Consider the following 22,649-nt stretch of genomic DNA (forward strand, 5'->3'; position numbering starts at 1 on the left):
GCCCCGCGCGGCGCCGAACCCCAGGATTTCCGCCGCCTACAGCCCGAGAACCGCGGCCGCCTCCGCCACCGCCGCCTCGAGCGCGCCAGTTGCGAATGGCGAGGTCAGCCCCGCCGAGGCCACCAGTCCCTGGAAGGGCATCGACCCGCCCCGCCCGCACAGCGCGACATAGGCGTCGAGCGCGCCCTTCGGATCGCGCCGCGACCACACCCAGAACTGCAGCGCGACGCACAGCGCGAGCGTGTAGTCGATGTAGTAGAAGGGCGAGTTGTAGATGTGCCCCTTGGCCTGCCACCGCCCGCCCATCGCGGGATAGGCAAGGTCGCCATAGTCGCTCCAGGGCATGTAGTGCCGTTCGAGCCGCTGCCAGATCGCATGCCGCTCCGCCGGCGTGGCGTCCGGATTGGCGTAGACCTCGTGCTGGAAGTGATCGACGCAGACGCCATAGGGCAGGAAGGCGAGCGCGCCGATCAGGTGCATCCGCCGGTACCGCTCCGCCACCGCATCGCCCACCAGCAGGCCCATATGCGGATGGGTGAGGTATTCGAGGCCCATGGAGTGGATCTCGGCCGCCTCCATCGTCGGCCACAGGTAATCCACGCCCGGCTGGTGGCGGCTTTCCCAGCACTGGAAGGCGTGGCCCATCTCGTGCGTGAAGACGCCGATGTCGTTATGCGTGCCGTTGAAGTTCGCGAAGATGAAGGGCGCGCCGACCGTCGGGAAGGCGGTGCAGAAACCCCCGCCCGCCTTGCCCGGCCGGTTGTTCAGGTCGAGGAACCCGCCCTGCCGCATCATGGCGTAGAACTCCGCCAGGCGCGGATCCATGCGCGCGAACATCTCCTGCGCCGCGCCCACCAGCATGTCGTGGTCGCCGGCCGGCTTGGGGTTGCCCTCCGGGTCGATCAGCGCCTCATCCCAGAACATCAGCCGGTCCCAGCCATGCTGCGCCCGCCGCTGTTCCAGGATGCGCGCGACCAGCGGCGTGACATGCGTCGCCACCGCCTCGCGATACCGCGCCACATCCGCCGGCCCGTAGTCGAGCCGCCGCATCCGCCGGTAGGCGAGCGGCGTGAAGTCGGGATAGCCCAGCTTGCGCGCCATCCCCGTGCGCAGCGTCACCAGCGCATCGTAGATGGAATCGAGCTCCGCCCCGTTCGCCGCGAAGAATCCCCAGCGCGCCTGTTCGGCCTCGTGCCGCGTCGCGCGATCCTCGTCCTCGGCGAAGGGCGCGAGGCCCGAGAGGTTCACCTCCCTGCCCTTCACGCTCACCCGCGCGCCGGCCATCAGCGCGGTGTAGCGCGCGGTCAGGCGGCTCTCCTCCTCGGTCTCCGCGGCGATCTTGGGATCGAAGGCGGTGATGTCGGTCTCCCACAACGCGACGGCATGCGTCCCCGCCAGCGCCTCGAGCCCCGCGCGATCCGCCTCGCCCAGCAGCCGCCGCTTCAGCGCGGTCTCATGCGTCGCGGCCTCGGGCGCGAGCGCATCGGCGTATTCGCGCGCCGCGACAGCGTCCTTGTCCGTGGTGTCCTGCGCGAAGCGCAGATGCACCAGCGCCGACCAGGTCTCGTAGCCCCGCCGCGCCTGGTCCCATTCGGCGAGCGCCCCGGCGCGGTCCCCGGCATCGAGCCGCGCATCCACCGCCGCGTGCTGCGCGGCGAGCGTCTCCTTGTCCGGGCGCGGGGCGACGATGTCGTCGAAGCGGAGGGTCATGGTCGGGTCCTCTGGCGTCCCGACCACCTCGCGCGGTGCGCGCCCGAGCGTCAAGCGCCCGATGGACGCCCCTGCCCGATCGCGCCACGTTGCGCGGCGGGAGAACGCCGATGCCACGCCTGATGTCCACCCTCGCCCTCGCCGGCCTGCTGCGCGAAGCGGCCCCTGCCCTCGATGCCGCGCTCGGCGGCCGCGTGCAGGTGGACCTCGCGCCCACCAGGACGCTCGAGGCCCGCATCCGCGCCGGCGAACGCGCCGACGCCGCGATCCTGACCGCCGAGGCGATCGCCGCCCTCTCCGCCGAGAACATCCTCGACGGCCTCACGGCGCGCCCGCTCGCGCATTCGCGCGTCGGCCTCGCGGTGAAGTCCGGCGCGCCGCACCCTGACATCTCGACCGTCGACGCGCTGCGCCGCCTGCTGCTCGACGTGCCGACCCTCTGCTATTCCCGCGCCGGGGCGAGCGGCATCTTCTTCGCCGGGCTGATCGAACGTCTCGGCATCGCCGCCGAGGTCAACGCCAAGGCCATCGTCATCCCGCAGGGCTTCACCGCGGAGAAACTCGTCAGCGGCGAGGCCGCCATCGCCTTCCAGCAGATCAGCGAACTGATGGAAGTCCCGGGCATCGAGGTCGTCGGGCCTCTGCCGGACGGCGCCCAGACGGTCGCGGTCTTCTCGGGCGCCGTCTTCGCCGGGGCCGCGGACGGCCCCGCGCTGCTCGACGCGGTCGCGCGGCTCTGCGCGCCCGCGGCGCTGGTCGCGAAAGGCCTCGACGCGCCCGGCTGATCCGGACGGTCCGCCTAGGGCAGGTTCAGCATCACCCTGTGCGCGGCGCCCGGCGTCCCCTGCGGCAGCCGCGGCCGCAGCTTCGCCGACAGCACATGCACCCCCGGATGCCCCTTCACCTCGGGCAATTCCGCGCTCGCTTCCGCCAGCGGCCCATCCTCGTCGCAGAACTGCGCCAGCCAGTCGTTCAGCGCCCGCGCCGACGCCTGCGCCCCGCGCCCGCGATGCAGTTCCCGCTGCCCGCGCAGCGCCAGCGCATGCAGGAAGCGCCCGACCCCGAGCACCCAGGGCAGCCGCGCCGCCAACGCCGCATCGGACGTCGCGCCGGACGCATGAAAGCGCGGCGGCTTGTGCAGCGTCGGCGCCAGCAGCACCGCGGCGCGCTCCGCCCCGCGCGGCACCAGCAGCGTCAGGCCGAGCAGCCCGAACGCCACCTCCTGCCCGTCCGCCGGGTCGCATTCCGTCGGCACGCCGCCCATCGCCGGCAGCCCGGATTCCGTGCCGTGCTCGCGCCCCTCCATCGCCGCCGCCCAGCCCTCGCGCCGGAAGGCGTCGGCGATGCGGGATGCCAGCACCCAGCCGCCGCCCACCCAGCGCGGCGCGCCTTCGCCGCCGCGCGCCAGCACGCGCGGCCCGACGAGCGCGAGGAACCGTGCGTCCTCGCTCTCCCGCAGCGCGCGCCAGGCGATGTGCCTCGGCCCCTCATGCACCCGCGCGATGTCCTTCTTCGCCGGCAGCGCCGACCACTCCGGCAGGTCGAGCAGCCCCGGCGCGGCATGCGCCACCACCGGCACGAAGGCCCCGGCACCCCCGGCCGCGAGGCCGCGCATCGCCTGCACCTCCTCCGGCTCCGCACCGAACTCGTAATCGGCCAGCAGCAGGGAGAACGGCTCCTCGCTCCCCATCCCCTCGTGCCACAGCAACGCGCACAGGTCGCTGTCCTCAGGGTCCTGCACCGCGCGCTGGTCGCGGACGATCTCGCGCTTCGTCGCCGGCAGGACCTTCACCACCACCGGCCCCTCGCCCGGCGCGAAGACCAGCCGCTGCACCGACCGCCACGCGGCCTCGAGCGCCACGAAGCGCGGATGGTTCAGGATCGCCGCCTGCATCAGCGCGATCATCGCCTCCACCTTCGCGAGCGCCTTCGCCTCCGACCCGCCGCCCACGGTGACCGCCGGGCGCTGCGCCTCGGTCGCGGCGAGCACGGCGGCCAGCGGATCCTCGGCGCTGTCCTCGGGGTCGGCCATGATCACCTCCATCGTTCCGGCATGGCACGGTAGCGCCGGGCGCGGGACCTGTCGCCCGCCGGGTTGACGCGCCGCGCCGCGCGTCGACCTATGCGCGTGCTTGCGCCCCGACCTCGCCCTCCTGCCGCTCCTCGCCCTCGCCGGTTTCGCCGCGGGCGGCGGCATGCGCCTGATGGACCCGCTGCTGCCGCTGCTCGCGCAGGATTTCGGCGTCGGCGTCCCCGCCGTCGCCCCCGTGGTCGCGGGCTTCACCCTGGCCTACGGCGCCGGGCAGCTGATCACCGGCCCGCTCGGCGACCGCTACGGCAAGCTGCAGGTCGCCGCCGTCGCGCTGGTGCTCTACGGCCTCGGCCTCGCCGTCTCGACCCTGGCCTGGGACCTCTCCTCCATGATCGTGCTGCGCACCGGCACGGGTCTCGTGGCGGGCGCGGTGATCCCGCTCGCCATGGCCTGGATCGGCGACGCCGTGCCCTATGAGGACCGCCAGGCGACGATCGGCCGCTTCCTCACCGGCATGGTGATGGCGCAGCTCCTGGTCGGCCCGGCCTCGGGCATCGTCGCGCAGTTCGCCGGCTGGCGGGCGTCCTTCCTGCTGCTTGCCGCGCTCGCACTGGTCGTGGGCGTGCTGCTGGTCCGCCGCACCGGCCGCGCGCCGCCGCCGGGGGCGGGCAGGGGCCTCGGCCTGATGCAGTACATCGTGCTGCTGCGCGCCCCGGCCGGCCGGCGCCTGATGGGCGCGGCAGCCCTCGACGGCGCGGCGCTGTTCGGCGGCGCCTTCCCCTTCGTCGGCTCCTTCCTGATCGAGCGCTTCGGCCTCTCGCCCGGCGCGGCGGGCCTCTGTGTCGCCGGCTTCGGCCTCGGCGCCTTCGTCTACACGCGCCTTGCCCGGCGCCTCGTCGCGCGGCTCGGCGAAAAGGGCCTGCTCGCCGCCGGCGGGGCGATGCTCGCCGCGGCCCTCCTCGGCACCTCGATGGCCTCTGCCTGGTGGGCCGTCGCGCTCCTGCAGGCCCCGCTGGGGATGGGCTTCTACATGTTCCACGGCGTGTTGCAGGCCCGCGCGACCGAGGCCCTGCCCGAATCCCGCGCCACCGCCGTCTCCGCCTTCGCCATGGCGCTCTTCCTCGGCCAGAGCGTCGGCGCCCTGGCCTTCGGCGCCGTGCTGCACGCCGCCGGCTACGGCGCGGTCTTCGCCGGCGCCGCGACGGTCACCGCCGGCCTCGCCGCCTGGGTGGCGCGCGTCCCGGCGCGCTGATCCCGCAGCGCCAGCGCGACCGGCCGGACATGGTCGGCGTAGCGGATCACCCGCCCATAGACGCCGGCCTGCGCCCGCTCGGCGCCGAAGCGCTCATAGGCCGGCAGCGGGTCCATCGCGGCCGGCCAACCGTGCGCGGCCGGCAGGATGCGTTCCTCCGCCAGCGCCTCCGGATCGGCCTTCAGCAGCGCCGCCGCCTCCGCCGCCAGCGGCGTATAGGCCGCGACCGCCGCCCGCTTGCGCGCGAGCGCCGCGGCATCCAGCCGCCAGGCCCGGCCGCCCCCCTGCGCCGCCGTCAGCGGATAGGTCAGCCGCGCTCCGCCCGTCACGGCGGCGACCGCATCGGCCAGCGCCGCCGCCAGGTCGTGCATCGGGTTGTAGCCCTCGACCGGGTCGGCCACGACCGGCGCCCCGGCCTGCGCCGCCGCCGCGATCGCCCCCGCCGCCGCGCGGAACGGCCCGAGGTCGCCGGCCAGGATCGCCGCATACCAGTCCCGGTCCGGCATCATCCCGAACACCGGCCCGCACGGCGCGCCGCAGCCCTCGGCGAGCGCCGCGGAATACCGCGTCCGCGCCGGCGCCACGCTGCCCGACCCGTCGGTCAGGATGCACAGCAGCGGCCGTTCGCGCTCCATCCAGCCATGCAGGCGGAGCTCGTGGCCCGGATGCGCGACGATGAGGAGGGGACGTGTCATGGTTCCCCGCCAATGGCACATGCGCCCCGCGCCGCCCAGGGAGTCCCGCGCCTGCCCCGCACCATCCTGCTGACCAACATCACGTTGTCCGGCCGCAGCGGGACCGAAGTCGTGACCGAGCAGCTCGCCGACGGCCTGCGCCGCCGCGGGCACACGGTGCTGGTCTTCACCCCGCAGATCGGCCCGCTCGGGGACGCGATGCGCGCCCGCGGCCACCGCGTCGCCGACCGGCCCGGCGCGCTGCCGCGCCCGGACATCATCCACGCCCACCACACCGGCCCGGCCATGGCGGCCCTCGCGGCCCATCCCGGCGTGCCGGGCGTCTTCGTCAGCCACGACGCCGCCGCGCCCTTCGACGCCGCCCCGCCGCACCCGGGCATCCGCCGCGTCCTCGCGGTGGACGAACGCTGCCGCGCCCGGCTGGTGGATGACGGCCTGGCGCCCGCCGCGGTCGGCCTGCTGCCCAATGCGGTGGACCTCTCGCGCATCCCGCCCCGCACGCGCCCCCTGCCGCCGCGCCCCACCCGCGCCGTGGTGCTGACCAAGCACGACGCGCACCTGCCCGCCATCCGTGCCGCCTGCGCCGCCGCCGGCATCGCGCTCGACGCCTATGGCAGCGGCCCCGGCCGCATGACCGAGGCGCCCGAGACCCTCTTCGCCGAGGCCGACCTGGTCTTCGCGACCGCCCGCTCCGCGCTCGAGGCCGCGGCGGCCGGCGCCGGCGTCGTGGTCTGCGACGCCCGCGGCTGCGCCGGCTTCCTCACCCGCGCGGCGGCCGAGGCCTGGCTGCCCTGGAACCTCGGCGCCGGCATCCTCGCCAAGCCGGCCGACCAGGCCGGGATCGCCGCCGCCATCGCCGCCTGGTCCGCGCCCGAGGCGGAGGCCGCCACCGCCCTGGTCCGCGCCCAACGCAGCCTCGACACGCTGCTGGACCGCATCGAGGCGCTGCACGAGGAGGTCCTGGCCGAATCCCTCGCGACCGACCCGGCCGCCGAGGCCGCCGCCACCGGCGCCTTCATCGCCGGCTGGGTGCCGAACTTCGACCGCAACGCGCCCTGGCACCGCCTCGCGCACGCGGTCGGCGGCCCGGCCGAGCCCAGGCCCTGGGACGCCCTGTCCGCCCAGCTTGCCGCCCTGGCCGAAGCCCAGCCCGCCCGGATGGCGGTGCTGCAGGCCGAGGCGACGGCGCTGCGCGCCGCCGTGGCGACCCTGCAGGCCGACATGGCCTCCCAGGCCGCGCGGACCGAGGCGCTGCTGCGTCGCGGCCCGTTGCGGCGGCTGCGGGACGACCTGGCCCATCTGTGGCGCGCGACGGTGCCGCTCGCCATCCGCGCGCCGCTCTGGCGATGGCGCGCGGGGCGGACCGCGGCGCCGGGCCAAGGCGGTTCCGGATCGGGCCCGCCCTGAGCGCGACGCGCCGCAGGCGCGCGCAACCCTGCGTCAGGCCCGGGACGGCGCCGATGCCGGGCAGTCGGGCGCCGCCATGCGGACCGCCGGACTGCGCCCGCGGCGCCCGAACCAGGCGGCCACGCCGCGCAGCGGCGCCGTCATCCGCCAGGAGGTCGAGGCATAGGTCGCCGCCTGCAGGGCCTCGAGCGCCGCGATACGGTCCCGGAGGGCCGTCATCTGGCCTTCCAGCGCCACGCGTTCCCCGCTCTCGGCCCAGTCGGCCACCTGCGGCTCCGGCGGCTCCGCCGCCGGGACCAGCTCGTCCTCGTCATAGGGCTGCCGCGCCGCCGCCAGCGCGGTCAGCGACGGCGGCAGCGCCTCGGGCGCGAAGTGGCGCGCCAGCACGCGCCAGCGGTCCCAGGCGAAGTTCGGGACATGGCTCTCGAGGAAGCTCGCGATCGCCTGCCCATGCCCCGCATTGGGCGCCGCCGCCGCGCGGATGTCGGCATAGATGCCGAGCAGCCGTTCCCCCTGGCTGTCCAGGCCGCAGCGCCGCCGCACGCGCCGCGCGACCTCGGCGGCGCCTGCCGGGTCATAGGCGGCGATCGCCGCCGCCAGGGATCGCACGGAGGCCCGGCGCGCGAGCAGATGGATCCCCCAGTTGTAGTCGATGACCCGGTCGACATCCTCGGGGCGGATCGTCCCATGCAATCCGCGCCCTTCCGTCAGCACCACCGCGCAGCCGGTCGCCGCGGCCTCCAGGGCGCTGCGGCCCGAGGCGAAGACGATGTCGGCATCCCGGTAGAGCGACGGCAGGTCGTCCGAGACGCGCCCCGTCGCCGGCCCCACCTCCTCGAGCTCCAGGCCAGCGCCGGCGCAGGCCTCCCGCACCATGGCGGCGTGCGACCCGTGCTTCGCGACCAGCACGGCCCGCCGGGGCGCGGCCGGCAGGGGCGGACGGCGGGCGAAGCGGTCCAGGTCGACGGCGTTGTACAACCGCTCGATCCGCGACCCCGGGATCGTCGGCGACGACCAGCGGGGCGCCACCAGGGAGGAGACGGCGAAGTACCGGCGGATGCCCGGATGGTCGGGCGGCCGGTCGAATTCGGCTTCGACGCTGTGGCTGACGAAGATGGCCGGGGCCGAGGGGAAGGCGGCGAGCGCCGTCATGGTCGGGCCGGCATGGTGGCCGTGGATCACGTCCGGCGGCACCTCGATCGCCGCGATGCGATCGAAGACATGGTGCCCGCGCGACCGCATCGCCTCGCCCAGGGGCCCGATCAGCGGCGCATAGACGATCGGCGTATGGCCGCGCTGCCGGAACCACTCGGCGAGCTGTTCGACGAAGATCTCGGTCCCGCTGCGGCCCGCCAGAACCAGATTGGTCAGCAGAATTCTCAATCCGCCCGACCGATCCGCAGCCATGTCGGCATCGAGAGTCCGCAACATGACCGTATTGTTATCAAGAGTTCAGATCATGACAACCATTGCGCGATTCGACGCCTGTGATCTGGCGTACGACGCGCTTTGCCGCCGTGCATACACCCCGTCCCGCGGCCGATGGCCCACGGGCACGTGCCGACGCGCCCGGGATAGCGGCGCGCGGTGCTCAGCCGGCGTCTTCCTCCTCGACCATGGCCGCCTTCAGCTGCTCGGTGCTGATGAGGAGGATCTTCCGGCTGTCGAGGATCTGCGGCGCCTGGTGCTGGAGCGTCTCCCAGCGTTCCTCCACCGCATCGAAGGCCGCGTCCAGATCCGGGAAGGTTTCGGTCTCGGGGGCGGCGCCGGAGGCGCGCCAGCGCAGGTGGACGGGGCCTTGGATGCTCATGATGGTCCTGCCGGGATCTTGATCGGCCCTAGGGATATGCGCTTCGCCGGCGCGGGACAACTTGCCCAGGATGCCCGCCGCGGGCGATAAGGAGGCACTATGTGCATGGCCACTGGCACGCCGGCGCAGCCCAGGTCAGGCCGGACGCGTGACTGACCCCCTGCGCATCGCGCATCTGACGCCCACCTACTTTTCCGATGCCTCGGTCATCGGCGGCGGCGAACGCTACGTCGACAACCTGGTGCGCGCCCTGGCGACGGCCGGCGGCTTCGTGCAGGAGGTCGTCTCCCTCGGCAGCGCCGCCGCGACGCGCGGCATGGACCAGGCGACGCTGCGCGTCCTGGCCAACGACGCCCCGGAGGCCGGCGCCATGGCGGGCGTCGCCGCATCGCTGCGCGACGCCGTGCACGACTACGACCTCGTGCATGTCCACCAGTCGCTGACCACCTTCGGAGCCTACTGCACCGCCCTCGCACGATCGGCCGGCGTCCCGGCGATCGGCACCGACCTCGGCGGCGGCGCGGACGAGCTGATGCTCCGCCGCGGCGGGATCGAGCTGCTGGACGGCGTGATCTCCATCTCGGCCTTCGCGCACCGCCTGCTCGGCGGCGCCTTCACTGGGCCCTCCGACGTGCTGATCGGCCCCGTCGATACCGACGCCTTCACGCCCGACCCCACGGTGGAACGGGACCCGCGCCTGGTTCTCTGCGTCGGGCGGATCCTGCCGCACAAGGGCGTCGACCGGATCATCGCGGCGCTGCCGCCCTCGCTCCGCCTCGTCGTGATCGGCCGCGTCTACGACGCCGACTACCACGCCCTGCTCCGCGATCGGGCGCAGGGGCGCGACGTGCACTTCGTGCACGACGCCGACGATGCCGCGCTGCTCGACCATTACCGGCGCGCGTCGGTCCTGGTGCAGGCCTCGACCGCCCGGGACGTCTACGGACGCATGATCGAGAAGCCCGAGCTCATGGGCCTCACGACGCTCGAGGCCATGGCCTGCGGCCTGCCGGCGATCGTCTCGGACGCCGGATCGCTGCCCGAGCTCGTCCCGGACCCGCGCTTCGGACGCGTCTTCTCGACGACGGACGACCTCGCGGCCCTTCTCGGGGACCTCGCCGCGGGCCGGTGGCCGGCGCCGGGCGCCGCCGGGCTCGCCCGACACCACGTCGTCGCGCACCACGGCATGGCCGCGATCGGCCGGCGGCTCGCCGCCTTCTACCGCGCCGTCCACGCGGCGCCGCGCTGGGGCCGGCCATGCGCATCCTGATCGTCAGCAACCTGTATCCGCCCGTCGTCATCGGGGGCTACGAGCTTGCCTGCGCGCGGGTCACCGAGGGCCTGCGCCGCCGCGGCCACGACGTCCGCGTGCTGACGACATGGTCGCACCTGCCCGTGGCCGGCGACGGCCCGCCCCTCGCGGCGCGGCGTCTCGACCTGCCCTGGCTCCTCCCCGAACGCCCCGCCGATCCCGGCGCGCAGCAATGGCTCGACCACGCGGCGATGTGTTCCTGCCTGCCGAACACGATGGCGCTGCTCGACGAACTCCGCGCCACCCGCCCCGACGTGGTCTATGCCTGGAACCTGGCCGGCATCGGCGGTGCCGCGCTCGTCGACCTGCTCAACCTCAGCGGCGCGCCCTGGGTGTGGCACCTGATGGACCGCGCCCCGGCGGACATCGCGTCCGGCGTCCCGGGCGGCATCGGCGGTCTCTTCGGCCAGCGGCTCGGCGCCCTGCGCGGCGGTCGCGTCCTCGCCATGAGCCACCACCTGATCGAGGAGATCGAGGCGGCCACGGGCGACCGCATCCCCGGCCCCGTCGAGATCGTCCCGGGCTGGGCCGATGCGGAGGACGCGCTGCCGCATCTTCCCTACCGCCGCGGCGGCGTCGCGCGCTTCGTCACCGCCGGCAGCGTGCACGCCCACAAGGGGATCGGACTGATCCTCGAGGCGAGCGCCCGGCTCGCCGCCGAGGGGCTGCGCTTCGTCGTCGACATCTACGGGGCGGGCGCGGTGTCGGAATTCATCGGCCTCGCCCAGGCGATGCAACTCCAGGACCGGGTCCGCTTCCACGGGCCGCGCAGCCAGCAGGCGCTGTTCGCGCTCTATCGCGGCTACGACGCCTTCCTCTTCCCGACGCATGAACGCGAACCGTTCGGCTTCGCGCCCGTCGAGGCCGCCGCCTGCGGCACGCCACCGATCATGACGGCCACCTGCGGCGCCGCCGAGCGCCTGGTCGGGGGCGTCCACTGCCTCAAGATCCCGCGCACGACCGACGCCCTGGCCGACGCGATGCGCCAGGTCGCGACCGGCGCGGTCGACCTCGCGCGGCTCGGCCGCGCCGGCCAGCGCCTGGTGGCGCAGGATCTGTCCTTCCGGCGCTGCCTCGACCGCATCGAGGCCGTGCTGCAGGACGCCGCGGCGGGGCCGGGAACCCCGCGGATCGACGATCCATCGCTCGCTGCCCTCGTCTTCCTGAAGCACAATCTCTCGCTGCGCCTCAGATTCGCCTGAGGATAGGACACACCATGGACCTCATCGATCTCCGGCGGCGGGGCCTCTCGCCAACCCTGCGCGGCCGCCTGACGAACCCGATCCGCCGCATCCTGTGGCGGCTCGAATCCCCCTACTTCGCCGCGCTGCTCGACGAGATCGGGACGCTGCGCGCCGAACTGCGGGCGCTGCCGCCGAGCCCGCCGCCACCGGCACCCCCCGGCCCCGACCCGGACGTCGACGGGCTGCGCAAGGACATGATGGCCGTCGCGCACCGACTGGCCTCGCTTGAGGACGGCCTGGCGCCGCCGCCCCCGGCGGAACCGCCCCGCCCCTCCTACGCCCAGTGCGGCGAGGACCGGATCATCGCCTACCTGCTGCGCATCACGGGCGCGCCGGCGGCGATCCGCTACATCGACCTCGGCGCCGCCGTCCCCGACGGCGACAACAACACCTATCTCGCCTACCGCGACGGCGGCAGCGGCGTGCTGGTCGAAGCCGACCCGGCCTACCTGCCCGCCTACGCCGCGCTGCGCCCGCGCGATGCGGTCGAGGCGGTGGCGGTGGTCCCCGCCGCGCGCCGCCCCGCGGGCGACACGGTCGAGGTGCTCCTCGCCGAGAATCCGGGCTGGACATCCGTGCTGCCCGAACGGATCGAGGAAGCCGCGCGCCGCGGCAAGGGCGGCCTGCGCGCGCGCATCACCGTGCCCGCGGCGACGATCGGCGAGATCCTCGACCGCCACTTCGACGGCCAGGACCTGCACCTGATGTCCCTCGACCTCGAGGGCATCGACGAGGAGGTGCTGCACGAGGTCGACTTCGCCCGCCACCGCCCCTGGGTCATCGTGATCGAGACGATGGGCGCGCCCGGCCCCGAAACCTTCCTCGCCGGCCAAGGCTACGCGCTCTACGCGGATACCCACGTGAACCGCATCTTCGTCCGCCGCGACGTGCTGGCGCGCGCGACGCACTGACCGCCGCCCCTCGACGCCCGCCCCCCATCCGCCATGATGGCGTCCTCATCCGGAGGAACACCCATGGCTGCCCATCGCAGGACCGCGCTCGTCACCGGCGCGGGCCGCAACATCGGCCGCGCGGTCGCGCTCGGCCTCGCCGAGGACGGCTTCGACATCGTCGTCAACGGCTCCGCCGACCGCGCCGCCTGCGAGGCCGTCGCCGCCGAGGCCGCCGCCCGCGGCGCCGCGACGCTCGTCGCCATGGGCGATGTCGGCACGCCGGAGGGCTGCGCCCGCATCGCCGCCGAGGCCATCGCCCGCTTCGGCGCCGTGGACGTGCTGGTGAACAACGCCGCCCTGCGCCCCGCCAGGCCCTTCCTCGAAACCCCCGAGGAGGACTGGCAGCGCGTCATCGCCGTCGACCTCGACGCCGCGGTCCGGCTCTCCCGCGCCTGCCTGCCGGGCATGCTCGCCGCCGGCTGGGGCCGCATCATCAACTTCACCGGCATGAACGCGATCCACGGCTATGGCGGCCGCGCGCCGGTCAGCGTCGCGAAGCACGGCGTCTGGGGCCTGACCAAGGCGCTCGCGAAGGAATTCGGGCCGCAGGGCATCACGGTGAACGCCATCTCGCCCGGCCCGATCGCCGCCGACGAGGCTCCGTCCGATCCCGCGGCGGCGGCCTATCGCGCCAAGGCCGTGGCGCGCGTGCCGGTAGGGCGCGAGGGCACGCCCGCCGAGGTGGCCGCCATCGCGCGGCTGCTCGCCTCGGATGGCGGCGCCTACGTCAACGGCCAGATGCTGCAGGTGAACGGCGGCGCCGAGACCTGATCCATCCCGGTGAACGGAACCGCCCCGCCACCCGTCTCCGGGACGGCGTGGCCGGGCGGCGGGGCGGACCGCGCCCCCGGGCGCCGTCCGCACCACGCCGTCAGATGAAGACGCCCGTCAGCAGCCGCACCGCGATGTTCACGACGATGGCCACGCCGATCACCGCCAGGGTGAAGGTCAGCGCCTTTTCCTGCGGCACGCGCATCACGATCGGCACGCCGAGGTAGAGCGTGTAGAGCGCGTAGAGCCCGCCGACGAGCGCGACGATGCCGCCCAGGATCGGGATGATGATCGCCGCCCCCGCGACCCAGGCCACGGTCGGGGAGAACACGGCGAGCTTCAACGCCGCATCCGCGTCCTGCGGGCCGCCGAACTTCGGCGCCAGGATCTCGACGATCTTCGCCATCACGAAGACGCCGACCACCGACAGGATGTAGCCCACGATCATGCTGCTCAGGCCGGTGAAGAAGAGCCCGACCATGGCCAGCAGCAGGAAGCCGGCGATCGCCGGGATGGCGGCGAGCGGCATGACGTAGCGGGTGAAGACCGGAACGAGCTCGATCGGCTCGCGCGCGATCGTCTGCCATTCCTGCGCGGGCGACAGCGCCATGCCCCTGATGCGCGCGATCAGCTGTTCCACGTGGCTCCCCTTCTGCCCTCGTTCCAGGCGCGATACTGCCCAGGCGCGCCGCGCCGGGGCAAGGCCCGGATGCTGGCCGCGCGACGGGGCTTCTGCCAGCCTGCGCCCATGTCCGATTCGGCCCTTCCGCGCTGGCGCGACCGGCGACACCTGGTGATGCTCGCGCTCGGCTTCTCCGCCGGCGTGCCGCTGCCCCTCGTCGCCGGCCAGGTGCTGCGCCAGTGGTTCGCCGAAAGCGAGCTTTCCCTCAGCGCCATCGGCATGACGGCGCTGATCGGCCTCGCCTACGCGAACAAGTTCCTGTGGTCGCCCGCGCTGGACGGGCTGCGCCCGCCGCTGCTGCGCGGCCTCGGCCAGCGGCGCGGCTGGCTGGTCTGCATCCAGCTCGCCCTCGTCGCGACGATCGCCGCCATCGCGCTGACCGATCCGCAGGCGAACCCGCTGCCGACCGTCGCGTTGGCGGTACTCGTCGCCTTCCTCTCGGCCAGCCAGGACATCGTCATCGACGCCTACCGCATCGAGATGCTGGGCGATGACGACGGCACGCAGGCCTATGGCCTCGCCGCCTATGTCTGGGGCTACCGCTTCGCGCTGCTCGCCTCGGGCGCCGGCACGCTGCTGCTGGTCCAGCACATCGGCTGGCAGGGCGCCTACCTCTACGGCGCGGCGCTGCTGGTCGTCGGCCTCGCCGCCACCCTCGCCGCACCCGACGCGCCGCACACCATTCCCAGGGTCTCGGGCTGGAAGGCGCGGCTGCGCGTCTCGGTGGTCGAACCCTTCCGCGAATTCACCACCCGTCCCCTGTGGTTCGCGATCCTCCTCTTCATCTCGCTCTACAAGCTGGGCGAGGCGCTGGCCGGCGTGATGACGACGCCCTTCTACCGCTCGCTCGGCTTCACCCGCGAAGACCTCGCCCTGGTCGCCACCGGCTTCGGCATGTTCGCAACCCTGGCGGGCGCGCTCGCCGGCGGCTGGCTGGTCGGGCGCATCGGCATGGGCCGCGCCCTCATCTGGACCGGCATCGGGCAGATGACCTCGAACCTGATGTACGTCGCCCTCGCCCAGGCCGGGCATTCCATGCCGATGCTCTGGGCGCAGGTCGGCGTCGAATCCTTCACCGACGGGCTGGCGGACGCCGCCTTCCTCACCTGGCTGTCGTCGCTCACCAGCCGCGCCTTCACCGCGACGCAATACGCGCTGCTCTCCTCGCTCGCCGCGCTGCCCCTGCGCACCCTCGCCGCCTCCGCCGGCCACCTCGCCGAGGCCCTGGGCTGGCCGGCCTTCTTCCTGCTGACCACCGCGGCGGCGCTGCCGGCCATGGGCATCATGCTGTTCCTGCTCGCCCGCCTGCCGCCCCCCAAGCCGGGGCCGTGAACGGCCCCCGCCGCGACGCGGGCCTGCCGGCGACCTTCGCCGTCGACCTGCGCGCGGCGAACCCCATGGAGGGCCTGCGCAGCGGCATCGCCATCGCGAGCCTCGTCGCGCTGGCCGAATGGATCCACGCGCCCTGGCTGATGGCGATCGCGCTCGCCGCCTGGCTCACCTGCCTCGCGGATCCGGGCGGGCCGCTGCCCAGCCGCCTGCGCGCCATGGCCGTCTTCGGCCTCGCGGGGGCGGTGATCGACGCCGGCTACGGCATCCTGCTCGGCCATGCCCCGGGCGTCGTGACGGCGGCGCTCGCCGGGCTCGGCATCTTCGCGCTGTCCATGCTGCGCGCCATCGGCGCGACGGGGCTGCAGCTCGGCACCGTGCTCTGCCTCGTCGTCGTGCTCGGCCTGCGGCGCATGCTCACCCCCGGCGACGCCGTGGCGGAGGTCGGCCTGCTCTTCCTCGCCGGCGCCGCCTGGGCGCTGTTGCTGACGGTGCTGCTGTGGCGTCTGCGCCCCTTCCAGACCGCCCGGGCCGCGGTGGGCCAGGCCTGGCGGGATCTCGCGCGCCTGTCCGCCGATCTCCGCGCCCTGCTGCGCCGCCCGGGCGAGGACGCCGAGGACTGGCTCCGCCACGCCCGCGCGCATCGCCGCCAGGTCCGCGCCTCGCTCGAGGTCGCGCGCGCCCGCGCCCTCGCGCATGCGGAGGCGCTGCGCGACGCCGCCGGCCGGCTCGATCCCGTCTGGGCCCGGCTCGACGCCGCCGAGCAGGTCTTCGACGCCCTCGTCGCCCTGCCCGACAGCCTCGGCCGCGATCCGGGCCCGCCGGTGCGCGCCGCCGCCGCACAGCTGCTCGACCGGCTCGGCCCCATGCTGGCAGGGCTCGCCACGGCAACGGCACGCGGGGCGCCGGCGGCGCCCGGCGGCGACCTCGACCGCATCGCCGAGATCCCCGGCGCCGAGCCGCTCCGACCGATCGTCGCCCGCCTGCGGCGCGCCTTCGCCCAGGCCGCCGCGCCCGCCATCGGGGACGGCGCGGCCCGCCCCGCGCCGCCCGCCCCGCCATCCCCCTGGACGACGCTGCGCGCCCAGCTCACGCCCCGGTCGGCGGTGGCGCGCCACGCCGCGCGGATCGGCCTCGCCGCCGGGCTCGCCACCGCCGCGACGCTCCCCTGGCCCGCCGGCCACGCCTATTGGATGACGATCTCCCTGATCCTCACCCTGCAGCCCGACGTCGCCCAGACCATGGCCCGCGCCGCCGAGCGCATGGGCGGCACCTTCGCCGGCGCGCTGCTCGGCGCCGGCCTCGCCCTGCTGCTGCCCTCGCCCATGGCGATGGCCGGCGTGCTCCTGCCGCTCGCCGCGACCACCGCGGCGCTGCGCCGCGTCTCCTATGGCGTCTATGTCGGCGGCGCGACGGCGGTGATCGTCGTGCTGCTCGAGGTCGACCACCCCGGCCAGGCCGAGGCCCTGCGCATCGGCCTCGAACGCGCCGCCTACACGCTGGCCGGCGGCGGCCTCGCGCTGCTCGCCGCCATCGCCCTCTGGCCCGACTGGGCGGGCGAGCGGCTCGACCCCGTGCTGCGCGCCGCCGTCGCGGCGCATCTGCGCTACGCCGCCCTCGGCCTCGCCGAGGGCCTCGGGGAGGCCGACGCCGCCACCTCTCTCGCCGTGCGGCGGGAGGTCGGCACGACCAGCGCGGACGCCGAGGCCCTGCTCCAGCGCGTGCTCATCGAACATGTCCGCGCGCGCAGCGGCGCCTTCCGCGCGGCCCTGGCCATCGATGCCGCGCTGCGCCGCGCCGGCGGGCAGGTCGCCGCGATGCGCCTCGCCGGCGGTGCGACGGATGAAGGCGCCGCGGCCTGGCGCGCCTGGTTCGACGCGGCCGCCACCGCGGTCGCCGCCAGCCGGCCCCTGCCGGCTCCGCCGCCGGGCCACGCCGACCCGGTCCTCGCCGACATCGCCGCGCAGCTCACCGAAGCCGGCGAAGCCCTCGCCGCGCTCGGCGCCGCCGGTTCAGCCTGACGAGCGGCGCCCCGCGGCATCGACGACCGGCGCGCCGTCCTCCTTCGCGAAGGCGCCGCGCTGCGGCTCCGGCAGGATGTCGAGCACCGTCTCCGACGGCCGGCACAGCCGCACGCCGAGGGGCGTGAACACCACCGGCCGATTGATCAGGATCGGGTGCGCCGCGATGGCATCGAGCAACTGGTCGTCCGTCAGCGCAGGATCGCCCAGCCCGAGCTCCGCGAAGGGCGTCCCCTTCTCCCGCAGCAGCGCCCGCAACGGGATGCCCATGCGCCCGACCGCGTCCAGGATGTCGGCGCGGGACGGCGGCGTCTTCAGGTACTCGACCACGCGCGGCTCGGCCCCGCTGTTGCGGATCAGCCCGAGTACGTTGCGCGACGTGCCGCAGGCCGGATTGTGCCAGATCGTGATGTCGCTCATGGGATGCTCCTCGCGGGCCCACGGCGAGCCCCATCATATCCACATGTCGACGATAATCGACATGTCTTCGCCGTCAAGACAACCGCCCCGATCGGGCCTAGATGCCGCGCGCAACCCGTGAGGACCATCTGCCCGTGAGCCCCTGGATCGCCACGCCCCTGCTGCTCGTCGCCTCCAACGTGCTGATGACCTTCGCCTGGTACGGCCATCTCAAGCAGCCCTCCTGGCCGATGTGGCTCGCGGTCCTGATCTCCTGGGGCATCGCCTTCTTCGAATACTGCCTCGCCGTCCCGGCCAACCGCATCGGCTACGGCACCTTCACCGGCCAGCAGCTGAAGGTGATGCAGGAGGTGATCACCCTGGCCGTGTTCGCGGTCTTCTCCGTCGCCTTCCTGGGCGAAACGATCCGCTGGAACTTCATCGCCGCGGGCCTCTGCCTGGTCGCGGCGGTGGTCTTCATCTTCCTGCCGGTGGATTAGGCGCGGGCCGGCCGCAGCCGGCGCAGCGCGGCCGTGACCGCGGCCGCCGCGCCGTCCCGCGCGCCCAGCGCGGGCCGCTCCACCCACCGCCAGGACAGCGCCGCCAGGCCCAGCACCAGCGGCAGGCTCGCCGCCGTCAGGGTCCAGCCGCCCCAGCCCTCGGGGTCGAGGCTCACCAGCCCCTGCTGCACCGGGAAGGCATAGAGGTAGGTCCCGTAGGACAGGTCCCCCCGCCGCGCCGGATCGAGCCAGCCCGGCAGCCGCGCCTGCCCCGCCCAGTGCACCGCGTAGACCACCACGGCCGCCGCCATGACCGCATGCACCGGCCCCGGGGCGACCAGCGACGCGGTGGCCGCCAGCGCCGCGAGGACCAGCAGCACATCACCCCGCAGCGGGATGCGGTCGCGGTTCACCGCCAGCGCCGCACCGCCCGCGAAATGCAGCCACAGCCGCCAGAAGGTCTCCCCGAAGGGCAGCAGCCCCGCCCCGGGCAGCAGGATATCGACCAGCATGACCCCCAGCAGCAGGGTGAAGGCCAGCCGTCGCGCCAGGATCCCCGCCACGCCCAGCAGCCCGACATAGGCGTAGCAGCGCAGCTCGTAGGGCAGGCTCCACAGCGACCCGTTCACCACCCGCGGATAGGGATTCGCCTCGAACACGCCGGGCAGCTCGAAGGCGATCTTCCGCAGCAGGGCATTGCGCAGCAGGAAGGTCCAGGTGCCCTCCGCCGCCGCGTACTCCGCCAGCGGCAGCGTCGTCAGCGCCGCGCCCGCCAGCACCGTGACGACGCAGGCCGCGACCGCCCCCGGCCAGATCCGCAGCCCCCGCGCCACCGCGAAGGACACCAGGTTGCCCCGCCGCAGCCAGGACAGGGTCACGAGATACCCGCTCAGCGCGAAGAAGACGTTGACCGCCAGGTCATGGACCTGCTCGCCCCAGCCCGCGAAGGCAGCGAGCAGCGGGCTCAGCGGATCGGTCCCGCGCGTCAGCACGAAGGCATGGCCGAACAGCACGGCGACGGCCGCGCCGATGCGGATCGCCGCGTAGCCGTCCGCGCGGCCCGCCATACCTGCCGCGTCTGTTCCCACCGCGCGCCCCACTCACGTGCCCGTGAGCATAAGTCCTCGCATAGGTTTCGGCCAGGGCCCGCATCCGCCGGCCTGGAAACGCGTTAGGCTCCCCGACAGGATCGAGGAGGACCGCGATGCGCGTCGGCGTCCCGAAGGAAGTGAAGGTCCACGAATACCGCGTCGGCCTGGTGCCCGGCTCCGTCCGCGAACTCGCGCTGCAGGGGCACGAGGTCCTGGTGGAGACCAACGCCGGCGCCGCCATCGGCTTCCCCGATGCGGCCTACGCCGCCGCCGGCGCCCGCATCGTCCCCGATGCCGCAACCGTCTTCGCCGAGGCCGAGCTCATCGTGAAGGTGAAGGAACCCCAGCCCGTCGAATGGGCCCAACTGCGCCCCGGCCAGGTCCTCTTCACCTACCTCCACCTCGCCCCCGACCCGGCCCAGACGAAGGGGCTGATGGACTCCGGCTGTACCGCCATCGCCTATGAGACGGTCACGGACGCCGCGGGCGGCCTGCCCCTCCTCGCGCCGATGAGCGAGGTCGCCGGCCGCATGGCCGTGCAGGTCGGCGCCCATTGCCTGGAAAAGGAAGCCGGCGGCGCCGGCATCCTGCTCTCCGGCGTGCCGGGCGTCCCGCCGGGCCGCGTGGCCATCATCGGCGGCGGCGTCGTCGGATCCAACGCCGCGCGCATCGCCAACGGCATGCGCGCCAACGTCACCGTGCTCGACCGCAGCGCGCGCGTGCTGCAGGCGCTCGACATCGAATTCAACGGCCTGGTCGATACCGTCTTCGCGACGCGCGACGCGATCGAACGCGCCGTGCTCGACGCCGACCTCGTGATCGGCGCCGTCCTCGTCCCCGGCGCCGCCGCCCCGCGGCTCGTCACCCGCGACACGGTCGCGCGCATGCGCCCCGGCAGCGTGATGGTCGACGTCGCCATCGACCAGGGCGGCTGCTTCGAGACCTCGCGCCCCACGACCCATGCCGAACCGACCTACGTCGTCGACGGGGTCGTGCATTACTGCGTGACGAACATGCCGGGTGCCGTCGCGCGCACCTCCGCCGTCGCGCTGAACAACGCGACGCTGCCCTTCACCCTGCAGATCGCCGACAAGGGCTGGCGGCGTGCCGCGGCGGACAACCCGCACCTCGCCGCCGGGGTGAACGTGCATGCCGGCGCGGTGACGCATCCGGCCGTGGCGCAGGCGCTGGGGCTGCCGCTGACAGCGTTGCCACGGTAGCGCGCCCCGGAAGGGCGTCGTCCCTCCAGACCACCCCGCCGGGGGCCGGAAGGCCCCCGGAACCCATCATCCGGAACCAACCGGACATCGGTGGACGACGACAGGCGTTGAAATAGGATTCCCCCCTATCCTATACGTCCACCCATGACCCATACCGTCCGCGACAAGCAGAAGCTGCTCGCCCGTGTCCGCCGCATTCGTGGCCAGGTCGAGGCGATCGAGAGGGCGCTCGAAAGCGAGGCCGATTGCGAACGCGTGATGCACCTTCTCGCCAGCACCCGCGCCGCGATGGGCGGCCTGATGGCCGAGGTGGTTGAGGACCATGTGCGGCATCACCTTGTGGACGCCGAGCGGCATCCCGGGGCGCTGGACGAGGACGCCGCCGAGCAACTGCTCGCAATCGTCCGGACCTACCTGAAGTAGGGGCCAGCGGCATGCCTTCCTTCGCGGATCTCCTCCAGCAGGGCGCGACGCACGCCTGGGTGTTCGTCCCCTCGGCCATCCTGCTCGGCGCTCTGCACGGACTCGAACCGGGCCATTCCAAGACCATGATGGCCGCCTTCATCGTCGCCATCCACGTGACCGTCAGGCAGGCGGTGCTGCTCGGCCTCGCCGCGGCCTTCTCGCACACGCTGGTGGTCTGGGCAGTGGCGCTGCTGGGGCTCCACTTCGCCGACCGCTTCGATGTCGGCACCACCGAGCCGTACTTCCAGCTCGCCTCCGCCGTCATCGTCGTCGGCATCGCGGCCTGGATGTTATGGCGCATCCGGCGCGACCGGCAGGACGGCCAACAGCACGATCACGAACACGACCACCACCGCCACGGCGACGAGGCGCGTCGGATCGACACCGGCCATGGCGTCCTCGCGCTCGAGGTGTTCGAGGACGGCGTGCCTCCGCGCTGGCGCATCCGCTTCGGGGGCGGTCACGGCTGGCACGCCGGGCAGGTCGCACTCGAGACGCGCCGGCCGGACGGAGCACTCCAGGCCTTCGCCTTCGTGGAGCGCGACGGCTACCTCGAATCCGTCGAGGAAATCCCGGAGCCGCACGCGTTCGACGTCCGGCTGCGCCTCGCGCATGGCGACCACGCGCACGACTACGAGGTCGCGTTCCATGAGCACGGCCATCACCATGAAGGTCTGGACGTCTCCGCGCCCGGATTCCAGGACGCGCATGAGCGCGCCCATGCCGAGGACATCCGCCGTCGCTTCGCGAACCGCCAGGTGACGACGGGCCAGATCGTCCTGTTCGGGCTGACCGGCGGGCTGATCCCGTGCCCCGCCGCCATCACGGTCCTGCTGCTCTGCCTTCAGCTCAAGCAGTTCACGCTCGGCGCGACACTCGTGCTGTGCTTCTCGGTCGGGCTTGCCGTGGTGATGGTCGGGGTCGGCGTCGCAGCCGCCCTCGGCATGCGCCACGCGACGCGCCGATGGTCAGGCGTGTTCGACACGGTGGCGCGCCGCGCGCCCTATGTCTCTGTCGTGTTGATCCTGCTGGTCGGGCTCTACATGGGCTGGCATGGATGGACCGGCCTGCCCGGCTGACCACCTGGTCCGACCGCCGCGGCAGCCGATCGGGGTACAGTCAGTTCCCCCCGCCCCCCGGCGCCCGCAGCACGTGCACCGTCGCCGCCCCGTGGCTGCGCGTCGCCAGCATCTCGTAGCCCGGCAGGTCGAGCGTCTCGCCTTCGCCCGTCTCCGCCACCACCAGCGCGCCCGGCGCGATCCAGCCCGCGGCCGCCAGCCCGTCCAGCGCCAGCGGCACCAGCCCCTTGCCATAGGGCGGATCGAGGAACACCAGCCCGCAGGGCACCCGCGCCGGCGGCGGCTTCGTCGCATCGGCGGCGAGCACCGCCGTCCGCGCCTCCTCCTTGCAGGCGCCGATATTCGCCCGCAGCACATTCAGCGCCGCGCGGTCGCGCTCGATGAAGGTGCAGTGGTCGGCGCCACGCGACAGCGCCTCGAGCCCCAGCGCGCCGGTGCCCGCGAAGGCATCGAGCACGAGCTGGTCGTGCACCGCCGTCCGCCCGCCCCAGGCGGCGTGCCACAGCATGTCGAACAGCGCCTGGCGGACCCGGTCCGCGGTGGGGCGCGTCGCCTCGCCATCCGGCGACCGCAGCACCCGCCCGCGATGGCGCCCGGCGATGATCCTCACGGCGCCGGAATCGCGGCGGCGAAGACCCGGACCCGAATGTCGCGCGCCGTCAGCTCCATGCCGAACC

The 22,649-nt window shown here is 74.0% G+C and carries 21 protein-coding genes and 1 pseudogene; 13 read left to right on the top strand and 9 right to left on the bottom strand.

Annotated elements, in window-relative coordinates; translation table 11 throughout:
* Nucleotides 1–36: 36 nt before the first annotated feature.
* Complete coding sequence (locus GWK16_RS05900) at nt 37–1,710, bottom strand: M3 family oligoendopeptidase (RefSeq protein WP_170053034.1); 1,674 nt, start codon at nt 1,708–1,710, stop codon at nt 37–39.
* A gap of 110 nt (nt 1,711–1,820) precedes the next feature.
* Between GWK16_RS05900 and GWK16_RS05905 the strand changes: the two genes are divergently transcribed.
* On the top strand, nt 1,821–2,495 hold the full coding sequence (locus tag GWK16_RS05905) for a substrate-binding domain-containing protein (RefSeq protein WP_170053035.1): 675 nt from the start codon (nt 1,821–1,823) through the stop codon (nt 2,493–2,495).
* 14 nt (nt 2,496–2,509) lie between these two features.
* Here the strand turns inward: GWK16_RS05905 and GWK16_RS05910 are convergent, their stop codons facing one another.
* Entirely contained in the window at nt 2,510–3,742 is a 1,233-nt protein-coding gene (locus tag GWK16_RS05910; protein ID WP_170053036.1) for a type VI secretion system contractile sheath domain-containing protein, read from the bottom strand.
* Nucleotides 3,743–3,842: 100 nt separating this feature from the next.
* Between GWK16_RS05910 and GWK16_RS05915 the strand changes: the two genes are divergently transcribed.
* The gene (locus GWK16_RS05915; protein ID WP_170053037.1) at nt 3,843–4,994 is read left to right on the top strand and encodes an MFS transporter; all 1,152 of its coding nucleotides are present in this window, start codon (nt 3,843–3,845) and stop codon (nt 4,992–4,994) included.
* On the opposite strand, the gene GWK16_RS05920 is transcribed toward GWK16_RS05915, so the two are convergent.
* The gene (locus tag GWK16_RS05920; RefSeq protein WP_170053038.1) at nt 4,916–5,689 is read right to left on the bottom strand and encodes a hypothetical protein; all 774 of its coding nucleotides are present in this window, start codon (nt 5,687–5,689) and stop codon (nt 4,916–4,918) included. The two genes, GWK16_RS05915 and GWK16_RS05920, sit on opposite strands and share 79 nt — an antisense overlap.
* A 12-nt stretch (nt 5,690–5,701) precedes the next feature.
* On the opposite strand from GWK16_RS05920, the gene GWK16_RS05925 reads away from it, so the two are divergent.
* The gene (locus tag GWK16_RS05925) at nt 5,702–7,096 is read left to right on the top strand and encodes a glycosyltransferase family 4 protein (RefSeq protein WP_170053039.1); all 1,395 of its coding nucleotides are present in this window, start codon (nt 5,702–5,704) and stop codon (nt 7,094–7,096) included.
* A 33-nt stretch (nt 7,097–7,129) separates the two neighbouring features.
* On the opposite strand, the gene GWK16_RS05930 is transcribed toward GWK16_RS05925, so the two are convergent.
* A complete protein-coding gene (locus tag GWK16_RS05930; protein WP_170053040.1) occupies nt 7,130–8,527 on the bottom strand; it encodes a glycosyltransferase in 1,398 nt (465 codons plus the stop codon).
* Between the two features lie 160 nt (nt 8,528–8,687).
* The gene (locus GWK16_RS05935; protein ID WP_170053041.1) at nt 8,688–8,906 is read right to left on the bottom strand and encodes a hypothetical protein; all 219 of its coding nucleotides are present in this window, start codon (nt 8,904–8,906) and stop codon (nt 8,688–8,690) included.
* Nucleotides 8,907–9,054: 148 nt separating this feature from the next.
* On the opposite strand from GWK16_RS05935, the gene GWK16_RS05940 reads away from it, so the two are divergent.
* The 4 genes from GWK16_RS05940 (at nt 9,055) to GWK16_RS05955 (ending at nt 13,186) form a co-directional block, all read left to right on the top strand.
* The gene (locus GWK16_RS05940; RefSeq protein WP_170053042.1) at nt 9,055–10,176 is read left to right on the top strand and encodes a glycosyltransferase; all 1,122 of its coding nucleotides are present in this window, start codon (nt 9,055–9,057) and stop codon (nt 10,174–10,176) included.
* On the top strand, nt 10,164–11,420 hold the full coding sequence (locus GWK16_RS05945) for a glycosyltransferase family 4 protein (protein ID WP_170053043.1): 1,257 nt from the start codon (nt 10,164–10,166) through the stop codon (nt 11,418–11,420). The genes GWK16_RS05940 and GWK16_RS05945 overlap by 13 nt, the downstream gene beginning before the upstream one ends.
* Nucleotides 11,421–11,434: 14 nt before the next feature.
* Entirely contained in the window at nt 11,435–12,373 is a 939-nt protein-coding gene (locus GWK16_RS05950) for an FkbM family methyltransferase (RefSeq protein WP_170053044.1), read from the top strand.
* Between the two features lie 63 nt (nt 12,374–12,436).
* A complete protein-coding gene (locus tag GWK16_RS05955) occupies nt 12,437–13,186 on the top strand; it encodes an SDR family NAD(P)-dependent oxidoreductase (RefSeq protein WP_170053045.1) in 750 nt (249 codons plus the stop codon).
* A 100-nt stretch (nt 13,187–13,286) separates the two neighbouring features.
* Here the strand turns inward: GWK16_RS05955 and GWK16_RS05960 are convergent, their stop codons facing one another.
* Nucleotides 13,287–13,826 carry a YIP1 family protein gene (locus GWK16_RS05960; RefSeq protein ID WP_170053046.1) on the bottom strand — a complete coding sequence of 180 codons (540 nt, stop codon included), beginning with the start codon at nt 13,824–13,826 and terminating at the stop codon, nt 13,287–13,289.
* Between the two features lie 108 nt (nt 13,827–13,934).
* Between GWK16_RS05960 and GWK16_RS05965 the strand changes: the two genes are divergently transcribed.
* Nucleotides 13,935–15,200, top strand: coding sequence for an AmpG family muropeptide MFS transporter (locus tag GWK16_RS05965; RefSeq protein ID WP_170053047.1), 1,266 nt, complete (start codon nt 13,935–13,937; stop codon nt 15,198–15,200).
* Nucleotides 15,197–17,218: an FUSC family protein gene (locus GWK16_RS05970; RefSeq protein WP_170053048.1), complete on the top strand. Its 2,022-nt coding sequence runs from the start codon at nt 15,197–15,199 to the stop codon at nt 17,216–17,218. Before GWK16_RS05965 ends, GWK16_RS05970 begins: the two co-directional genes overlap by 4 nt.
* Here the strand turns inward: GWK16_RS05970 and arsC are convergent.
* Nucleotides 17,210–17,638, bottom strand: a complete 429-nt coding sequence (gene arsC, locus GWK16_RS05975; RefSeq protein ID WP_170053049.1) for an arsenate reductase (glutaredoxin) — start codon at nt 17,636–17,638, stop codon at nt 17,210–17,212. The genes GWK16_RS05970 and arsC overlap by 9 nt on opposite strands.
* Before the next feature lie 134 nt (nt 17,639–17,772).
* On the opposite strand from arsC, the gene GWK16_RS05980 reads away from it, so the two are divergent.
* Nucleotides 17,773–18,117: a DMT family protein gene (locus tag GWK16_RS05980; protein ID WP_338144419.1), complete on the top strand. Its 345-nt coding sequence runs from the start codon at nt 17,773–17,775 to the stop codon at nt 18,115–18,117.
* On the opposite strand, the gene GWK16_RS05985 is transcribed toward GWK16_RS05980, so the two are convergent.
* A complete protein-coding gene (locus GWK16_RS05985; protein WP_170053051.1) occupies nt 18,114–19,184 on the bottom strand; it encodes an acyltransferase family protein in 1,071 nt (356 codons plus the stop codon). The genes GWK16_RS05980 and GWK16_RS05985 overlap by 4 nt on opposite strands.
* A 137-nt stretch (nt 19,185–19,321) precedes the next feature.
* Here GWK16_RS05985 and ald point away from each other — a divergent pair, with 137 nt between their 5' ends.
* The 3 genes from ald to GWK16_RS06000 all read left to right on the top strand — a co-directional run bounded on the left by ald (nt 19,322) and on the right by GWK16_RS06000 (nt 21,972).
* Nucleotides 19,322–20,428, top strand: a complete 1,107-nt coding sequence (gene ald, locus GWK16_RS05990) for an alanine dehydrogenase (RefSeq protein ID WP_170053052.1) — start codon at nt 19,322–19,324, stop codon at nt 20,426–20,428.
* 144 nt (nt 20,429–20,572) lie between these two features.
* Entirely contained in the window at nt 20,573–20,851 is a 279-nt protein-coding gene (locus tag GWK16_RS05995) for a metal/formaldehyde-sensitive transcriptional repressor (RefSeq protein WP_170053053.1), read from the top strand.
* An 11-nt stretch (nt 20,852–20,862) separates the two neighbouring features.
* The gene (locus GWK16_RS06000) at nt 20,863–21,972 is read left to right on the top strand and encodes a nickel/cobalt efflux transporter (protein ID WP_170053054.1); all 1,110 of its coding nucleotides are present in this window, start codon (nt 20,863–20,865) and stop codon (nt 21,970–21,972) included.
* A gap of 40 nt (nt 21,973–22,012) precedes the next feature.
* Here GWK16_RS06000 and rsmD read toward each other — a convergent pair.
* Nucleotides 22,013–22,585: pseudogene (rsmD, locus tag GWK16_RS06005) on the bottom strand (16S rRNA (guanine(966)-N(2))-methyltransferase RsmD); the annotation flags it as partial.
* Nucleotides 22,586–22,649 lie beyond the last annotated feature (64 nt).

The organism is Neoroseomonas marina, from assembly GCF_012927745.1.
Lineage (GTDB): Bacteria > Pseudomonadota > Alphaproteobacteria > Acetobacterales > Acetobacteraceae > Neoroseomonas > Neoroseomonas marina.

Coding starts and splice junctions, on each gene's coding strand:
- GWK16_RS05900 (WP_170053034.1), bottom strand. CDS start 1,710: ATGACCCTCCGCTTCGACGACATCGTCGCCCCGCGCCCGGACAAGGAG.
- GWK16_RS05905 (WP_170053035.1), top strand. CDS start 1,821: ATGCCACGCCTGATGTCCACCCTCGCCCTCGCCGGCCTGCTGCGCGAA.
- GWK16_RS05910 (WP_170053036.1), bottom strand. CDS start 3,742: ATGGCCGACCCCGAGGACAGCGCCGAGGATCCGCTGGCCGCCGTGCTC.
- GWK16_RS05920 (WP_170053038.1), bottom strand. CDS start 5,689: ATGACACGTCCCCTCCTCATCGTCGCGCATCCGGGCCACGAGCTCCGC.
- GWK16_RS05925 (WP_170053039.1), top strand. CDS start 5,702: ATGGCACATGCGCCCCGCGCCGCCCAGGGAGTCCCGCGCCTGCCCCGC.
- GWK16_RS05930 (WP_170053040.1), bottom strand. CDS start 8,527: ATGTTGCGGACTCTCGATGCCGACATGGCTGCGGATCGGTCGGGCGGA.
- GWK16_RS05935 (WP_170053041.1), bottom strand. CDS start 8,906: ATGAGCATCCAAGGCCCCGTCCACCTGCGCTGGCGCGCCTCCGGCGCC.
- GWK16_RS05945 (WP_170053043.1), top strand. CDS start 10,164: ATGCGCATCCTGATCGTCAGCAACCTGTATCCGCCCGTCGTCATCGGG.
- GWK16_RS05950 (WP_170053044.1), top strand. CDS start 11,435: ATGGACCTCATCGATCTCCGGCGGCGGGGCCTCTCGCCAACCCTGCGC.
- GWK16_RS05955 (WP_170053045.1), top strand. CDS start 12,437: ATGGCTGCCCATCGCAGGACCGCGCTCGTCACCGGCGCGGGCCGCAAC.
- GWK16_RS05965 (WP_170053047.1), top strand. CDS start 13,935: ATGTCCGATTCGGCCCTTCCGCGCTGGCGCGACCGGCGACACCTGGTG.
- arsC (WP_170053049.1), bottom strand. CDS start 17,638: ATGAGCGACATCACGATCTGGCACAATCCGGCCTGCGGCACGTCGCGC.
- GWK16_RS05985 (WP_170053051.1), bottom strand. CDS start 19,184: ATGGCGGGCCGCGCGGACGGCTACGCGGCGATCCGCATCGGCGCGGCC.
- ald (WP_170053052.1), top strand. CDS start 19,322: ATGCGCGTCGGCGTCCCGAAGGAAGTGAAGGTCCACGAATACCGCGTC.
- GWK16_RS05995 (WP_170053053.1), top strand. CDS start 20,573: ATGACCCATACCGTCCGCGACAAGCAGAAGCTGCTCGCCCGTGTCCGC.
- GWK16_RS06000 (WP_170053054.1), top strand. CDS start 20,863: ATGCCTTCCTTCGCGGATCTCCTCCAGCAGGGCGCGACGCACGCCTGG.